Origin of the sequence: Novosphingobium sp. ZN18A2 (genome assembly GCF_036784765.1) — a bacterium.
Lineage (GTDB): Bacteria > Pseudomonadota > Alphaproteobacteria > Sphingomonadales > Sphingomonadaceae > Novosphingobium.
Genome location: NZ_CP136651.1, coordinates 2235776 through 2248975, shown reverse-complemented (window position 1 = coordinate 2248975; position 13200 = coordinate 2235776). Strand labels below are relative to the sequence as shown.

General features: G+C 66.1%; 12 protein-coding genes. 3 read left to right on the top strand and 9 right to left on the bottom strand.

The window, feature by feature from the left end:
* Window positions 1-37: 37 nt before the first annotated feature.
* The gene (gltX, locus tag RXV95_RS10795; protein WP_338466058.1) at window positions 38-1498 is read right to left on the bottom strand and encodes a glutamate--tRNA ligase; all 1461 of its coding nucleotides are present in this window, start codon (window positions 1496-1498) and stop codon (window positions 38-40) included.
* Between the two features lie 28 nt (window positions 1499-1526).
* Between gltX and RXV95_RS10790 the strand changes: the two genes are divergently transcribed.
* Window positions 1527-3782 (top strand): ComEC/Rec2 family competence protein, encoded by a 2256-nt coding sequence (locus tag RXV95_RS10790; protein WP_338466057.1) that lies wholly within the window; start codon window positions 1527-1529, stop codon window positions 3780-3782.
* On the opposite strand, the gene lexA is transcribed toward RXV95_RS10790, so the two are convergent.
* Genes lexA through moaC form a run of 3 tightly spaced genes read right to left on the bottom strand, consistent with a single transcriptional unit; the run spans window position 3779 to window position 6239 of the window.
* A complete protein-coding gene (gene lexA / locus RXV95_RS10785; RefSeq protein ID WP_338466056.1) occupies window positions 3779-4495 on the bottom strand; it encodes a transcriptional repressor LexA in 717 nt (238 codons plus the stop codon). The two genes, RXV95_RS10790 and lexA, sit on opposite strands and share 4 nt — an antisense overlap.
* Before the next feature lie 59 nt (window positions 4496-4554).
* Window positions 4555-5784, bottom strand: a complete 1230-nt coding sequence (locus RXV95_RS10780) for a molybdopterin molybdotransferase MoeA (RefSeq protein ID WP_338466055.1) — start codon at window positions 5782-5784, stop codon at window positions 4555-4557.
* Window positions 5769-6239, bottom strand: coding sequence for a cyclic pyranopterin monophosphate synthase MoaC (gene moaC, locus RXV95_RS10775; RefSeq protein WP_338466054.1), 471 nt, complete (start codon window positions 6237-6239; stop codon window positions 5769-5771). Before moaC ends, RXV95_RS10780 begins: the two co-directional genes overlap by 16 nt.
* Window positions 6240-6499: 260 nt before the next feature.
* Here moaC and RXV95_RS10770 point away from each other — a divergent pair, with 260 nt between their 5' ends.
* Window positions 6500-7609, top strand: a complete 1110-nt coding sequence (locus RXV95_RS10770; RefSeq protein ID WP_338466053.1) for a DUF5694 domain-containing protein — start codon at window positions 6500-6502, stop codon at window positions 7607-7609.
* A gap of 9 nt (window positions 7610-7618) precedes the next feature.
* Here the strand turns inward: RXV95_RS10770 and RXV95_RS10765 are convergent, their stop codons facing one another.
* The 4 genes from RXV95_RS10765 to RXV95_RS10750 form a co-directional block, all read right to left on the bottom strand.
* Window positions 7619-8422: a glutaminyl-peptide cyclotransferase gene (locus RXV95_RS10765; RefSeq protein WP_338466052.1), complete on the bottom strand. Its 804-nt coding sequence runs from the start codon at window positions 8420-8422 to the stop codon at window positions 7619-7621.
* Between the two features lie 6 nt (window positions 8423-8428).
* A complete protein-coding gene (trpC, locus tag RXV95_RS10760; RefSeq protein WP_338466051.1) occupies window positions 8429-9217 on the bottom strand; it encodes an indole-3-glycerol phosphate synthase TrpC in 789 nt (262 codons plus the stop codon).
* 128 nt (window positions 9218-9345) lie between these two features.
* Window positions 9346-10341 (bottom strand): anthranilate phosphoribosyltransferase, encoded by a 996-nt coding sequence (gene trpD, locus RXV95_RS10755; RefSeq protein WP_338466050.1) that lies wholly within the window; start codon window positions 10339-10341, stop codon window positions 9346-9348.
* A complete protein-coding gene (locus RXV95_RS10750) occupies window positions 10338-10922 on the bottom strand; it encodes an aminodeoxychorismate/anthranilate synthase component II (RefSeq protein WP_338466049.1) in 585 nt (194 codons plus the stop codon). Before RXV95_RS10750 ends, trpD begins: the two co-directional genes overlap by 4 nt.
* A gap of 101 nt (window positions 10923-11023) precedes the next feature.
* Here RXV95_RS10750 and RXV95_RS10745 point away from each other — a divergent pair, with 101 nt between their 5' ends.
* Window positions 11024-12211 (top strand): FAD-dependent monooxygenase, encoded by a 1188-nt coding sequence (locus RXV95_RS10745; RefSeq protein ID WP_338466048.1) that lies wholly within the window; start codon window positions 11024-11026, stop codon window positions 12209-12211.
* Between the two features lie 63 nt (window positions 12212-12274).
* Here the strand turns inward: RXV95_RS10745 and RXV95_RS10740 are convergent, their stop codons facing one another.
* Entirely contained in the window at window positions 12275-13186 is a 912-nt protein-coding gene (locus tag RXV95_RS10740; protein ID WP_338466047.1) for a 2-dehydropantoate 2-reductase, read from the bottom strand.
* Window positions 13187-13200 lie beyond the last annotated feature (14 nt).

The following is a 13200-nucleotide window of genomic DNA, read 5'->3' as shown; positions in this document are numbered from 1 at the left end:
GTTCTGTTGTGTTCTGCGCTGCACCCCGATGACCGGATCAAGCCGCCTGGTCGCGTATCCGCGCCAGCGATTCGTCCTTGCCAAGCAGGAACAGCACGTCGAAAATTCCGGGCGAGGTCGCCTGCCCCGTCAGCGCCGCGCGAAGTGGTTGGGCCAGTTTGCCCAGGCCCAGCCCGAGCTCTTCTGCCATAGCCTTGACAGTGGCTTCCAGCCTTTCGGTTGTCCAGTCATTTTCCGCTTCGAGACGGGCGGAAATGCTGGCCAAAAGCGCCCTTTGTTCATCACCGAGCAGCTTCGCGGCCTTCTCGTCCAGAGAGAGCGGGCGAGAAGCGAAAAGGAAGCCCGCGCCGGCAGCCAGCTCGTGCAGGTCGGCCGCGCGCGGCTTCAGCACGGGCATCGCGCGTTGTAGCAGGGCCGTGTCGCGCGCTTCGTCGAAACCGGACGACTTTTCGGCCAGAAGCGGTGCGACGAGCCCGGCAAGGCGCGCATCGTCCGCTTCGCGGATATAGTGGCCATTGAGGTTCTGCAGCTTCTTGAGATCGAAACGCGACGGGCTTTTGCCCACATGGGCGATATCGAACCATTCGACCGCCTTTTCGCGCGCGATGATCTCGTCGTCGCCGTGGCCCCAGCCAAGCCGGAGGAGGTAATTGAACAGCGCTTCGGGAAGGATGCCCAGTTCGTCGCGATAGGTATCGACGCCCAGCGCCCCGTGCCGCTTGGACAGTTTCGCGCCGTCGGCCCCGTGGATCAGCGGCACGTGGGCATAGACCGGATCGGGCCAGCCACCTTCGATCGCGTCCATCGCGCGCAGGATAACCAGCTGGCGGAACGCATTGTTCAGGTGGTCGTCCCCCCGGATCACGTGCGTTACGCCCATGTCGCGGTCGTCCACCACGACGGCCAGCATATAGGTCGGCGTACCGTCCGAGCGCAGGATCACGAAGTCGTCGATCTCGGCATTGGACACGCTGACGCGGCCCTGCACCTGATCGTTGATACTTGTTTCGCCCTCACGCGGGGCCTTGATCCGCACGACATAGGGCGCGCCTTCGGGCCAGGTGGCCGGATCGGCATCGCGCCATTCGCTTTCTATGCGGAACGGGCGGCGCTCGGCCTGCGCCTTTTCGCGCCGAGCCTTCAATTCTTCGGGTGTCAGATAGCAGCGGTATGCCTGGCCCGCGTCCAGCAGCTGTTGCGCGACTTGGGCATGACGGTCCGACCGGGCGAACTGGAACACCGGCTCTTCGTCTCCGCCAAGGCCGAGCCAGTTCAATCCGTCGAAAATGGCGGCAATGGCCGGTTCGGTGGATCGGGCGCGGTCGGTATCCTCGATCCGCAGCAGGTACTTGCCGCCGTGATGGCGCGCGAACAGCCAGTTGAACAGCGCAGTGCGTGCACCGCCGATGTGAAGGAACCCCGTGGGCGAGGGGGCGAAGCGGGTTACGACCGGGGTTTTTCCCGTTGCTGCTGAATCGGTTGCGTTAGCGCTTGCCATCGGCCGCGCGATCCTTTCCTTTTGGCTCATGGCGCCCGGTAAAGCAGCCGCCGCACCCTTGGGCGACATTGCCGGGACGGCGCGGCATTGGGACAGATTTCCCCGATTGTCCAGCGTTTGCCGCACTGCGGAAAAGTTTCTGGCCGCCCATCCGTTCGAACGCGGCCCCTGGCTGGCCGTTGCTTTCGCATGCGGGATTGCCGCGTGGTTTGTTCTTCCCGGATGGCCGGAATGGACCGTGCTTATCGCCGGTTGCGCGGCCTGCGCTGTGTTGGCGGGTGCGATGCTGGCTTGCGAGGGCGCCCTGGCGGGCAAATACCCGGTGCTGCTTGGCGCGACCATGGGCCTTGCCGTGATGGCGGCGGCAGGCTGCGCGACGATCTGGACGAAGTCCGCGCTTGCCGGAGTCCAACCGTTGCCCGGACGAATGGTGACCACGGTTCTGGGGCGCATCGTGGACCGGCAAGTGCAGCCCGCGCATGAGCGTGTGCGGCTTGTACTCGATGCCCGGATCGACGGCGTTGACCGGGCGGCAAGGGTGCGGATCAACCTGCTGCAGAAGTTGGATGCGCCGGATTACAGGGAAGGCGCGGTAATCCGCGTAAAGGCGCGGCTGATGCCGCCGGCGGGGCCGATGCTTCCAGGGGCTTACGATTTCGCGCGCACGGCGTGGTTTCGCGGGTGGGCGGCGACGGGCAGCGCGCTGGGCAGGCCGACCCTTGTCAAGTCCTCGCGCGGCGGCGGCACGATGCGCGCATTGCAACACGCGCTGTCGCGCCATGTGCGCGCGCATCTTGGCGGAACGCCGGGGGCGATCGCGGCGGCCTTCGCCAGTGGCGACCGGGGCGGAATCCGCAAGGCGGACGAAGACGCGATGCGCGATGCGGGGCTTACGCATCTTCTGTCGATCAGCGGGCTGCACGTCAGCGCGGTGATTGCCGCCGCCTATTTCCTCACCGTCCGGCTGCTCGCGCTTTGGCCCGCATTGGCGCTGCGCGTGCGGTTGCCACTCGTCGCAGCGGGGGCGGGGGCGGTGACGGGTATTTTCTATACCTTGCTGACCGGCGCGCAGGTTCCGACGGTGCGTTCGTGCATCGGTGCGGTGCTGGTGCTGGGGGCGCTGGCGCTGGGGCGCGATCCGCTGTCCATGCGGCTGGTAGCGGCGGCCGCGCTGTTCGTCATGGCGTTCTGGCCCGAGGCGGTGGCCGGTCCCAGCTTCCAGTTGAGCTTCGCGGCGGTCATCGCGATCGTTGCGCTTCATTCCTCCGCGCCGATGAAGGCGTTCGCCGCGCCGCGAGAGGAAGGTCCGGTTCGGCGCCTTGCGCGTGGCGCGGCCGTTCTTCTGGCAACCGGCGTCGTGATCGAACTGGTCCTTATGCCCATCGGCCTGTTCCACTTTCATCGTGCCGGCGTCTATGGCGCGCTGGCCAACGTAATCGCCATCCCGCTGACGACCTTCGTTTCGATGCCGCTGATCGCAGTCGCGCTTGTGCTCGACCTTGCGCATATCGGCGCGCCTGTGTGGTGGCTGGCGGGCCAATCGCTCGACCTCCTGATCGCCATCGCCCGTTTCACCGCGAGTCGTCCGGGCGCTGTCACGCTGATGCCCGCGATGGGGGGCGCTGCGTTTGCGCTTTTCGTGGGCGGCGGACTGTGGCTGGCACTGTGGAGCGGCAGGGTCCGCCTGGCCGGGCTGGTTCCGATCGGACTGGGCGTGGCGGGTCTTGCCTTCGTGAAACCACCCGATGTCCTTGTGACGGGTGACGGTCGCAATGTCGCGATTGCCGGCGCGGGGCACGATCTGTTCATCCTGCGCGAGGGGCGAAGCAGCTATACGCGCGACAACCTGAAAGAAATGGCTGGCAGGGCGGGAGAGCCTGCACCGGTGGCCGGATCGCCGGGCGCGCGCTGCAGTCCCGATTTCTGCAGCGTCACGATTCGGCGCGGCGGCAGGAACTGGCACCTGCTGATGGCGCGCAGCCGTTACAGGGTGGATGCACTGGCATTGGCCGCTGCTTGCGAACGGGCAGATATCGTCATCGCCGATCGCTGGCTTCCGTCAAGCTGCCGTCCGCGCTGGATCAAGGCGGACAGACGCTTCCTCGAACGGGCGGGCGGGCTTTCCATCGATCTGGAAAGCCGGCGCGTCACCAGCGTTGCAAGCCAGCAGGGACGACACGGATGGGAACGCCTTGGCGGGCAACGAACCTACATCAAACGCCCGACCACGCGGCCGGCACCCACCGCGACGGACGTCAAACCGGCCAGCGCGAACGTGCCTTAGTGATAGCGGCGCAACAGCCCCGCCAGACGGCCCTGCACCTGCACTTCGTCCGGTCGGTAGATTTGCGGTTCGTAAGCAGCGTTTGCCGGATCGAGGCGCACAAGCCCGTCTTCGCGGCGAAGGTATTTCAGCGTCGCTTCCTCTCCACGCACCAGCGCCACCACGATTTCGCCATCGCGGGCCGTGTCGGTGCGGCGGACAAGCGCATAGTCGCCGTCAAGGATGCCGGCTTCCACCATCGAATCGCCCGAAACCTCAAGCGCATAATGTTCGCCCGAGCCAAGCAGGGCGGCGGGGACGGGTAGGGTCGCGCTATCTTCCAGCGCCTCGATCGGGACGCCCGCCGCGATGCGGCCGTGCAGCGGGATTTCCACCACGTCGTTGGCAGGGGCCGGATTGGCAGGAGCAGGCCGCGATGCCTGTCCGCCGCGCACCACGCCGGTTGCCGTGTTCGCATTGGCCGCAGCGGGCGCCGCAGCCTTGGGACGGGCGGCGACCGCATCGGGCTGCTTGAGCACTTCCAGCGCCCTTGCCCGGTTTGGCAGGCGGCGGATGAAGCCGCGTTCTTCCAGCGCGGAAATCAGCCGGTGCACGCCCGACTTCGATTTGAGGTCCAGCGCGTCCTTCATTTCCTCGAAAGACGGGGAAATGCCCGATTCCTCGAGCTTCGACTGGATGAAAGTCAGCAGTTCGTGCTGCTTGCGGGTCAGCATCTCGCGCCACTCCGTGTGGTGAACGAATGCGGAACAGATACGAAACGATTCGCTACTCGTCAAGTAACCCCGTCCAGCCCCAGGACATATGTTGGCACTACGTCTCCCGCCGGGCGTTCGGGCGCGCCGGCCTTGCGCACGATCAGCGCGTTGGCATGGGCAAGGGGGGAAAGCGCACCCGAATCCTGAAGCGATTCGGGCACCACGCATTCGCCGTCCCAGCGTGCCCGGATGAACTCCATCCGGCTTCCGCCACGCGCCATCGGCGCGCCCAACGTGGCGGGAATGGTGGTGGGTAGCGGGTGGGCGCTTCCCAGTGCCTTGCGCAACAGAGGCAGCATGAACAGCCAGCCGGTGACAAAGGCCGACGCCGGATTGCCCGGCAAGCCCAGGATCAGCTGCTTGCCCCTGCGGGCCACCAGCAGCGGCTTGCCCGGCTTTATCGCCACGCGCCAGAACGCCAGTTCCGCGCCGATTTCGGCCAGCGCGGGGCGGATCAGGTCATGATCGCCAACCGATGCACCGCCGCTCGTCACCACAAGATCCGCCGCGGGTTGCGTGTCGAGCGCGGCGACGATGGCATCGATGCTGTCCGGCACCGGGCCGACGCGGGTAACGGCGGCGGGATAGGCGGAAGCCATCGCGGCCAGCATTGGGCCGTTGCTGGCGGGAAGCTGGTGCACCCCGCACGCGGCCCCCGGCGCAACCAGTTCGTCGCCCGAATCGATCACGGTTACGCGCGGCATGGCACGCACGGGCAACAGGTGGTGCCCGCCCGCGATGGCGAGCGCGATCTGCGCGGGGCCAAGCCGGGTTCCGGCGGGCAGGATTTCGCTGTCGGATGCAAAGTCCATCGCCGCCGGGCGGATATGGCGGTGCGGGGGCGAGGGCGGCTCACCCGTTACCCGCACGTGGTTTGCCTCGCACGTGCAGTCTTCCTGCAACAGTACGGAATCGGCTCCCTCGGGCACGACCGCACCCGTGGAGATGCGCACCGCCTCGCCGGGGGCTACCCGTCCGGCAAAAGGATGCCCCGCCGCGCTTTCGCCGACTATGCGGCATGGCCCCGGCAGGTCGGCCGCGCGGCAGGCATAACCGTCCATTGCCGAAACAGGGCGCGCAGGCTGGCTGCGCTGCGCCTTGAGCGGTTCGGCAAGGTAGAACCCCGCGCATTCCTCTGCCGCGCGATGTTCCATGCGCAATTGGGGCGCAAGGTCCAGCAGGCGGCGCTGCGCTTCTTCCAGCGGAAGCGGCGGCTGGCGCGGCGCGTCCCTCACGCGGCCTTCCATGTGCCGCTTTTCCCGCCGCGCTTCTCGATCAGGCGAACGCTTTCGATCACCATGCCCTTGTCGATGGCCTTTGCCATGTCGTAAATTGTCAAAAGCGCGACGGAAACCGCTGTTATCGCTTCCATTTCAACGCCGGTCCGGCCGGTCAGAGACGCGGTTGCGGTCGCTTCGATTGCGCCGTCCGGAAAGGTGAAGTCGACGCTTACCGCGTCAAGCGACAACGGGTGGCAAAGCGGGATAAGTTCGCCGGTCTTCTTCGCGGCCATGATGCCGGCAATCCGCGCGGTGGCAAGCACGTCGCCCTTCGCCACGGTTCCTTCGCGCACGGCGGCCAGCGCCTCTTGCGACATCGCGATCCGCCCGGCGGCCACGGCCACGCGATGCGTTTCCGCCTTTCCGCCGATATCGACCATCCGCGCGTTGCCCGCGTCGTCAAGATGGGTGAGTTTGTTCATGCCTTTGCAGATTACCCCGAATAAGTGGACGAAATTGACGGTTCCGCATCGCAACTTGGCGACGCCGGGCGATGAAGGGAAGGGGTATGGTCAAAGCGGGCAGAAAAGTCCGGGGCAGCCGTGCCGCCGCGAGGGGGCAGTCTGCGCCAGCAGGATAGTCTGCGCCGATGTGATGAGACTTGCTGTATTGACACAGTAATACGCATTGGGCAGTCACTTGCGACAGCAGTCGCAAGAGCAATCCGCACAGGGAACACGGCATGGCACGCAGATCCGTTTTTCGGGGCATTCTTCCCGCAATCGCGCTTGGCCTGTCGGCATTTTGCGCTGCACCGGCCTTGGCCGCGCCTTATCGCGCCGCCTTCGATCCCGGCGTGTTCAAGTACCACGGGCCGCACAAACCGAACGAGGTCATGGTGCTGGGCGGCGCGCATCTTCCGCAGCTTCCGGTGAAAATCGACGACGCGATGGTTGAGCCATTGATGCAGCGCCTTGCCGCGTGGAAGCCGCAGGAAATCGCCATAGAGAACCTTTCCGGTATCCAGTGCTGGTACTTGTTGCATTATCCGGGCCGCTACAATTTCGACATCGATGACTATTGCATAGACACCGCGCCTGCGCGCCTTGCCACCGGGCTGGACGTTCCGTCGGCAACCGCCGAGATGGACAGCACGTTCGCGCGTTGGCCGGACAACCCGTCCGCCGCGCAGCGGCGCCATCTTGCCGCGCTGATGCTGGCTGCCGGCGACGAGTTTTCCGCATTCGTCCAGTGGCTTTATCTTCCCCGTGCGGAACGCCGCGCCGGCGACGGGATAAGCGCCGCGCTCGTCAAGTTCCTCGATGAGCGGATCGGCGGCAGCAACGAATCCCTGCTGATCGCGGCGCGCCTTGCGGTGCGGCTGGGGCTCCAGCGGGTCTGGCCGATCGACGATCATACCGCGGACACGCGCGACGGATCGGCGCAGGACCGCAAGGCGGCCGGGGAGGCCATAGGCAAGGCGTGGGACAATCCCGCCACCGCCCGGCGCAAGGCGCTGGACGATGCGCTGGCGGCGAACCTTGGCAAGCCGGGTGCGGTGCTGGCCATGTACCGGGCCTATAACGATCCGGCGCAGGCGATGGAGATATACCGGTCCGATTTCGGCGCGGCGATGAACGAACCTTCGCCCGGCCAGTATGGGCGCGGCTATGCCGGGTCATGGGACGTGCGCAACCTGCGCATGGCGGCGAATATCCGCGACGTTCTTGCCCGCCACCCCGGCACGCGGATGCTGGTTTTCACCGGCGCATCGCACAAGTTCTATCTGGAAGACTTTCTAGACCGGATGAGCGACGTTCAACTGGTCGACGCGGAAAAGATGCTGCGCTGACCAGACGCCCTATTGCCGTGCCTCGCGCTTGCCGGCCGGCATTTTGCACGGCGGCTTCAACCGGATCTGGAACAGCTGGTTCCAGTTCTTGCCGGTCACGAATACGCGGTGGTGCTTCGCGTCCCATGCGATGCCGTTCAGCACGTCGTCCTGCCCGTATCCCTTCGCGCGGGTGCGCAGGCCGGAAAGGTCGATCCACGCCTTTACCTTGCCGCTGGCCGGGTCGATCCGCGCGATGCTGTCCGTCATCCAGACGTTCGCCCAGATTTCCCCGTTAATCCATTCCAGTTCGTTCAGCAGCGGCACCGCGCGGCCTTCGGCGGTGACGGGCAGCGTGCCGGTGACTTTCATCGTTGCCGGATCGCGCAGCAGCAGGGTGGACGATCCGTCACTCTGGTAGATCGTGTTGCCGTCGCGCGTCATTCCCCAGCCTTCGCCCTTGTAGGTGAAGGTGCCGGTGTTGCGCAGCGTCTTGCGGTCCCAGCGGTATCCGATCCCGGCGCGCCAGGTGAGGCTGATAAGCTGATCCCCCCAGTCAATCACGCCTTCGCCGAACAGGGGGGCGGGTATGCGCGCTTCGCGCAGCGGTTTCAGGCTGTCGAGCTTGCGCACCACAATGCGCGAGTGGCCGGGCTCTCCTGTGCTCTCGTAGAGCAGCCCTTCCCGGTAGAAGAGCCCTTCGGTAAAGTCGCCTGTGCCGTGGGGATAGCTCCGCACGACGGTGTAATCGCACACCGGAATGTCCGCATGGGCGGCGGCTGGCAGAACGCCGGCTGCAAACAGGGCAAGGGGAGGCGCGCGGAGGAGGGACATCGCGGCCTAGCCTTCGATCAGCGCCCTGGTCGCGGCCGCCACGTCGTCCTGCCGCATCAGGCTTTCGCCCACCAGGAACGTGCGCGCGCCGCATCTGGCAAGGCGTTCAAGGTCCGCATGGGCGTTTATGCCGCTTTCGCTGACCAGCAGTGTGCCTTCCGGCGCAAGCGGGGCGAGCCGTTCGGTAATGGCGATATCGGTCACGAAGCGTTTCAGGTCGCGATTGTTGACGCCGATGAGCCGGGATTTGAGCCGCGCCGCGCGCTCCATTTCCCCCTCGTTATGAACTTCCACCAGAACGTCCATGCCGCGTTCGCGCGCGGCAGCTTCGATTTCGGCCATCACCGCGTCGTCCAGCGCGGCGACGATGATCAGGATCGCATCCGCGCCGATCGCGCGCGCTTCCGCGACCTGCCAGGGATCGACCATGAAGTCCTTGCGCAGAACCGGCAGCGCGCAGGCCGCGCGGGCATCCTGCAGGAAGTCCTCGTGCCCCTGGAAATAGGGCGCGTCGGTCAGCACCGAAAGGCAGGCGGCACCGCCCGCTTCATAGGCTGCGGCGTGTTCAGCCGGACGAAAATCTGGCCGGATCAATCCCTTGGACGGCGAAGCTTTCTTGATTTCCGCGATCAGCGCGAAGCCTGTTGCGGCTTTCGAGCGCAGCGCCGCCTCGAACCCGCGCGGGGCGGACTGCGCCGCGGCCCGGCTGTCGAGGTCCGCCACCGTTGCCAACGCCTTGCGCGCGGCCACTTCCTCGCGCTTGGTTGCGCAGATTTCTGTCAGCTTGTCGGTCATCGCGGCCTCTCTGCCGTTCGTGTCGAGCAAAGTCGAGACAGGTTGTGCATTCGTTGCTGAACGCCGCTCTAACCGAACGGAAATGTCTCTACGGCATCGCGGCTTGAAGTTGAATAAGAAGCGATGCTTTAGCTGAGCATCGCGATCCAGCAATCGAGCAGCGCCTTGGCCAGGCCCTTGTCGATCGCTTCGGCGGCTTCTTCCACGCCTTCGTGCCAGTGGGCTGCGGCGCCTGCCACTTGTAGCGCGGCGGCGGCGTTGAACAGCACCGCGTCGCGATAGGGGCCGGGCTCCCCCATCAGCAACCCGCGCAGCGCGTTTGCGTTGAATGCCGCGTCTCCGCCGCGGATCGCCGATACCGCGGCACCCGGCAGCCCCGCGTCGGACGGCGCAACGCGGCCCATCTGCACGCCTTCGCGCGTGACGATCGCCAGTTCGTTGCCGCCGGCAAGGCTCAGCTCGTCAAGCCCTTCGTCGCCCGAGACGACGAAGCTGCGTTCGCTCCCCAACCGGTGCAGCGCTTCTGCATAGATCGGGACATAGGCGGGCCGCGCGATGCCCACCAGTTGCCGGGTCACGCCCGCAGGGTTTGCCAGCGGTCCCATCAGGTTGAAGATCGTGCGGCGGCCCAGCGCTTTCCTGATCGGCATGATGCGACCCATCGCGGGATGATGCTTTGCCGCGAACAGGAAGCAGATGCCAAGATCGTGCAGCGTCTGTTCGGCGGTTTCGGCCGCACGGTCGAGGTTGAGGCCCAGCGCTTCCAGCGTATCGGCCGCGCCTGCCTTTGAACTGGCGGCGCGGTTGCCGTGCTTGGCGACCGGCACTTCGCACGCGGCGACCACCAGCGATACGGCGGTGGAAACGTTCAGCGTGTGATGCCCGTCTCCGCCCGTGCCGCACACGTCAATCGCGCCTTCGGGCGCCCGGACCGGTACCATCCGCGCGCGCATCGCCCGCGCTGCGCCGGCGATTTCCCCGGCCGTTTCGCCCCGGTCCGACAGCGCGACAAGAAATGCGGCAATATCCGCATCGTCGGCAATCGCACCGTCCAGCATGGCGCCGAACGCGGCTTCGGCCTCCGCTTCGGACAGCGGCGTATCGACGGGTGGGAGCACGTTCATGCCGGGATTTTCGCCTCGATCCCGCAAATCCCCAAAAAGTTGCCGATCAGTTCGTGGCCGTGTTCGGTGGCGATGGATTCGGGGTGGAATTGAACCCCGTGGATCGGCAGACTTTCATGACGGAAACCCATGACGTGCGCATCGTCGCTGGTTGCGTTGACGATCAGGCATTCGGGCGCGTCTTCCACCACCAGCGAGTGATAGCGCGTGGCGATGAAGGGTGAGGGCAAGCCTGCGAACACGCCCGTCCCGTCATGCTCTACGGGAGAGACCTTGCCGTGCATCAGCCCGCCGCGCACCACGCGGCCGCCAAAGTGCTGGCCGATCGACTGATGCCCAAGGCAAACGCCCAGCAGCGGAATTTCCGCATCCGCGCAAGCGGCGACAAGGTCGAGGCTGATCCCCGCTTCGTTGGGCGTGCAGGGGCCGGGCGAGATGAGGAACCCCTTCGCGCCCGAAGAGATCGCCTGCGCCGCGCTCATCGCGTCGTTGCGCACAACCTCTGTTTCCGCGCCCATTTCCATCAGGTAATGGACGAGGTTCCAGGTGAAGCTATCGTAGTTGTCGATGACAAGGATCATGGCGCCTTGCCGCTTACGGGGCGGCGCGGGGCTTGGCAATCGCCCAATCGCGGGGCGGGCGATTGTTTGCGCGGGCGCGATAGCGGCGTAAAACGGGCGTTATGGACGTATTGATCAGCGGCGCGGGGGTGGCCGGCCCCTGTCTCGCCTGGTGGCTGCTGGAAAACGGGCACCGGGTCACGATCGTCGAGCGTGCCGCATCGCCGCGCACTGGCGGCTATATCGTCGATTTCTGGGGACAGGGATACGATATTGCCGAACGCATGGGCATCCTGCCGCGCCTGCTCGACGCGGGATACCGGCTGGACGAACTGCGGCTTGTCGATGCGGATGGACAGCGCCAGAGCGGGGTCAGAGGCAAGGCCTTCCTTTCGGTAACGGACGGACGCTTTATCAGCCTTCCGCGCGGCGAACTTTCGCTGGCGCTGGTGGACGTGGTGAAGGACCGCGCGCGGATGCAGTTCGCAGACAGCATCGCCGCGATCCGGCAGGACGCGCAAGGTGTGGACGTGACATTCGAGCACGCGCCATCGCGGCGTTTCGATCTGGTGGTCGGCTGCGAGGGGCTGCATTCGCGAACGCGAGACCTTGCATTCGGCCCGCGCGAGGCATTCGAACGCTATCTGGGATACCAGTTCGCGGCGTGGATCATGCCCGACTATCCGCACCGCGACGAGGACGCCTACCTGGCCTATGGCGAACCGGGCCGCACCGCCGCGCGCTTTACCTTGCGCGACGGGACCAGCCTTGCGTTGTTCCTGTGGCGCGACGCGGAAGGGGAACCGATCCCGCACGAAGAAGCGGGCCAGCGCGCGCTGCTGCGCCGCCGTTTTGCCGGGATGGCATGGGAAGCGGCCGAAATGCTGGCGGCGCTTGATGGCGCGCGCGATCTCTATCTCGACAGGATCGCGCAGATCCGCATGGATCGCTGGCACAAGGGCCGCGTCGCGCTGTTGGGAGACGCGGCGTTCGGACCGTCTTTCCTTGCGGGGCAGGGCGCGGCGCTGGCGATGATCGGCGCCTATGTGCTGGCGGGTGAGTTGCGGCGGGCGGAAACCGTGGAGGCGGCGCTTTCCGCATATCACGCCCGCCTTGCCGGTTTCATGAAGGCGAAGCAGGACGCGGCCCTGCCGATCGGGCGCGCGTTCGTTCCCGAAACGCCGTTCGGCATCCGGTTCCGCGCCGCCGTAGGCCGGTTGATGAACGTGGGTTGGATCGCCAAGGCCGCATTCGGCCGCACGCTGACGGACCGGATCGACCTGCCCGATTACCCGACGGGAGCCGGTTGAGCCGCACGGGACCGCGGCTCGATTCCCGTCGTTCGCCCTTGCGGCGAGGCGAAGGCTTGCAGGTTACTCCGGCAGTTCGCCGGCGCGCACCAGGTCTGCCAGCGCCTGTGTTACCGGAGTTGCCACGCCAGCCTCGGCCGCCAGCCTTGCAACCGCACCGTTGATCGTTTCGATCTCTGTCGGGCGGCCCGCCAGCCGGTCCTGCAGCATGGAGGGCTTGTGCGCCTTGTGGTTGGCAAGCCCGAAGTCGACGCGCGAATCCAGCCTTGCCCGATCCAACTCCAGCCCGCGTGCTTTGGCCGCTGCACATACTTCGTCGAGCACCGCGCTCGCCACGCGGCGGCACGGGGCATTGTCCATGCCGCCCACTGGCACACGCAGGATGGTCGATATGGCGTTCAACGCGGCGTTGAAGCCGGCTTTTTCCCATACGGCCACTTGTACGTGCGGATCGACCACGACCTGCCAGCCGCCCTTGTCCAGCAGCGCGCCTACGGGTTCGGCGTGGCCCTGCGCACCGGGCACAAGCCCGCCGATCACCACTTTGCCGCTGCCGTGACTGGAAACGCGGTTGGGCAGTTCAAGATCACCGGGCACGTCGGTTACGCCCATCAATACGCGTTCGGGCGCGAAAACCTGCGCGATTGCTTCGGCATTGCCCAGCCCGTTCTGCAAGGTGAGCGCGAGAGCGCCCGCTTCTGCCAGGTGCGAAACCGACCGCGCGGCGTTTTCGGTGTGCATTCCCTTGGTGAAGAACAGCACCAGGTCCGCCGGCCCCGCTTCTTCCGCCAGCGCCGCCCCCAGCGCGACGCGGCGCGACCCGGCATCGTCCGCAAGCACCACGCCGTGCTGTTTCAGCAAGGCAATCCGCGCCGGATCGATATCCACCAACGTGACGTCCGCGCCCGATTCGGCAAGCCTTGCGCCGAACAGGCAACCCATGGCGCCGGCGCCAACGATCGTTACGTGTTTCATGCGCGGCGCTGTCC

Excerpts from the sequence above, each read along its gene's own strand:
- gltX (WP_338466058.1), bottom strand. The coding sequence starts at position 1,498 with ATGGCAAGCGCTAACGCAACCGATTCAGCAGCAACGGGAAAAACCCCG.
- RXV95_RS10790 (WP_338466057.1), top strand. The coding sequence starts at position 1,527 with ATGGCGCCCGGTAAAGCAGCCGCCGCACCCTTGGGCGACATTGCCGGG.
- lexA (WP_338466056.1), bottom strand. The coding sequence starts at position 4,495 with ATGCTGACCCGCAAGCAGCACGAACTGCTGACTTTCATCCAGTCGAAG.
- RXV95_RS10780 (WP_338466055.1), bottom strand. The coding sequence starts at position 5,784 with ATGGAAGGCCGCGTGAGGGACGCGCCGCGCCAGCCGCCGCTTCCGCTG.
- moaC (WP_338466054.1), bottom strand. The coding sequence starts at position 6,239 with ATGAACAAACTCACCCATCTTGACGACGCGGGCAACGCGCGGATGGTC.
- RXV95_RS10770 (WP_338466053.1), top strand. The coding sequence starts at position 6,500 with ATGGCACGCAGATCCGTTTTTCGGGGCATTCTTCCCGCAATCGCGCTT.
- RXV95_RS10765 (WP_338466052.1), bottom strand. The coding sequence starts at position 8,422 with ATGTCCCTCCTCCGCGCGCCTCCCCTTGCCCTGTTTGCAGCCGGCGTT.
- trpC (WP_338466051.1), bottom strand. The coding sequence starts at position 9,217 with ATGACCGACAAGCTGACAGAAATCTGCGCAACCAAGCGCGAGGAAGTG.
- trpD (WP_338466050.1), bottom strand. The coding sequence starts at position 10,341 with ATGAACGTGCTCCCACCCGTCGATACGCCGCTGTCCGAAGCGGAGGCC.
- RXV95_RS10750 (WP_338466049.1), bottom strand. The coding sequence starts at position 10,922 with ATGATCCTTGTCATCGACAACTACGATAGCTTCACCTGGAACCTCGTC.
- RXV95_RS10745 (WP_338466048.1), top strand. The coding sequence starts at position 11,024 with ATGGACGTATTGATCAGCGGCGCGGGGGTGGCCGGCCCCTGTCTCGCC.
- RXV95_RS10740 (WP_338466047.1), bottom strand. The coding sequence starts at position 13,186 with ATGAAACACGTAACGATCGTTGGCGCCGGCGCCATGGGTTGCCTGTTC.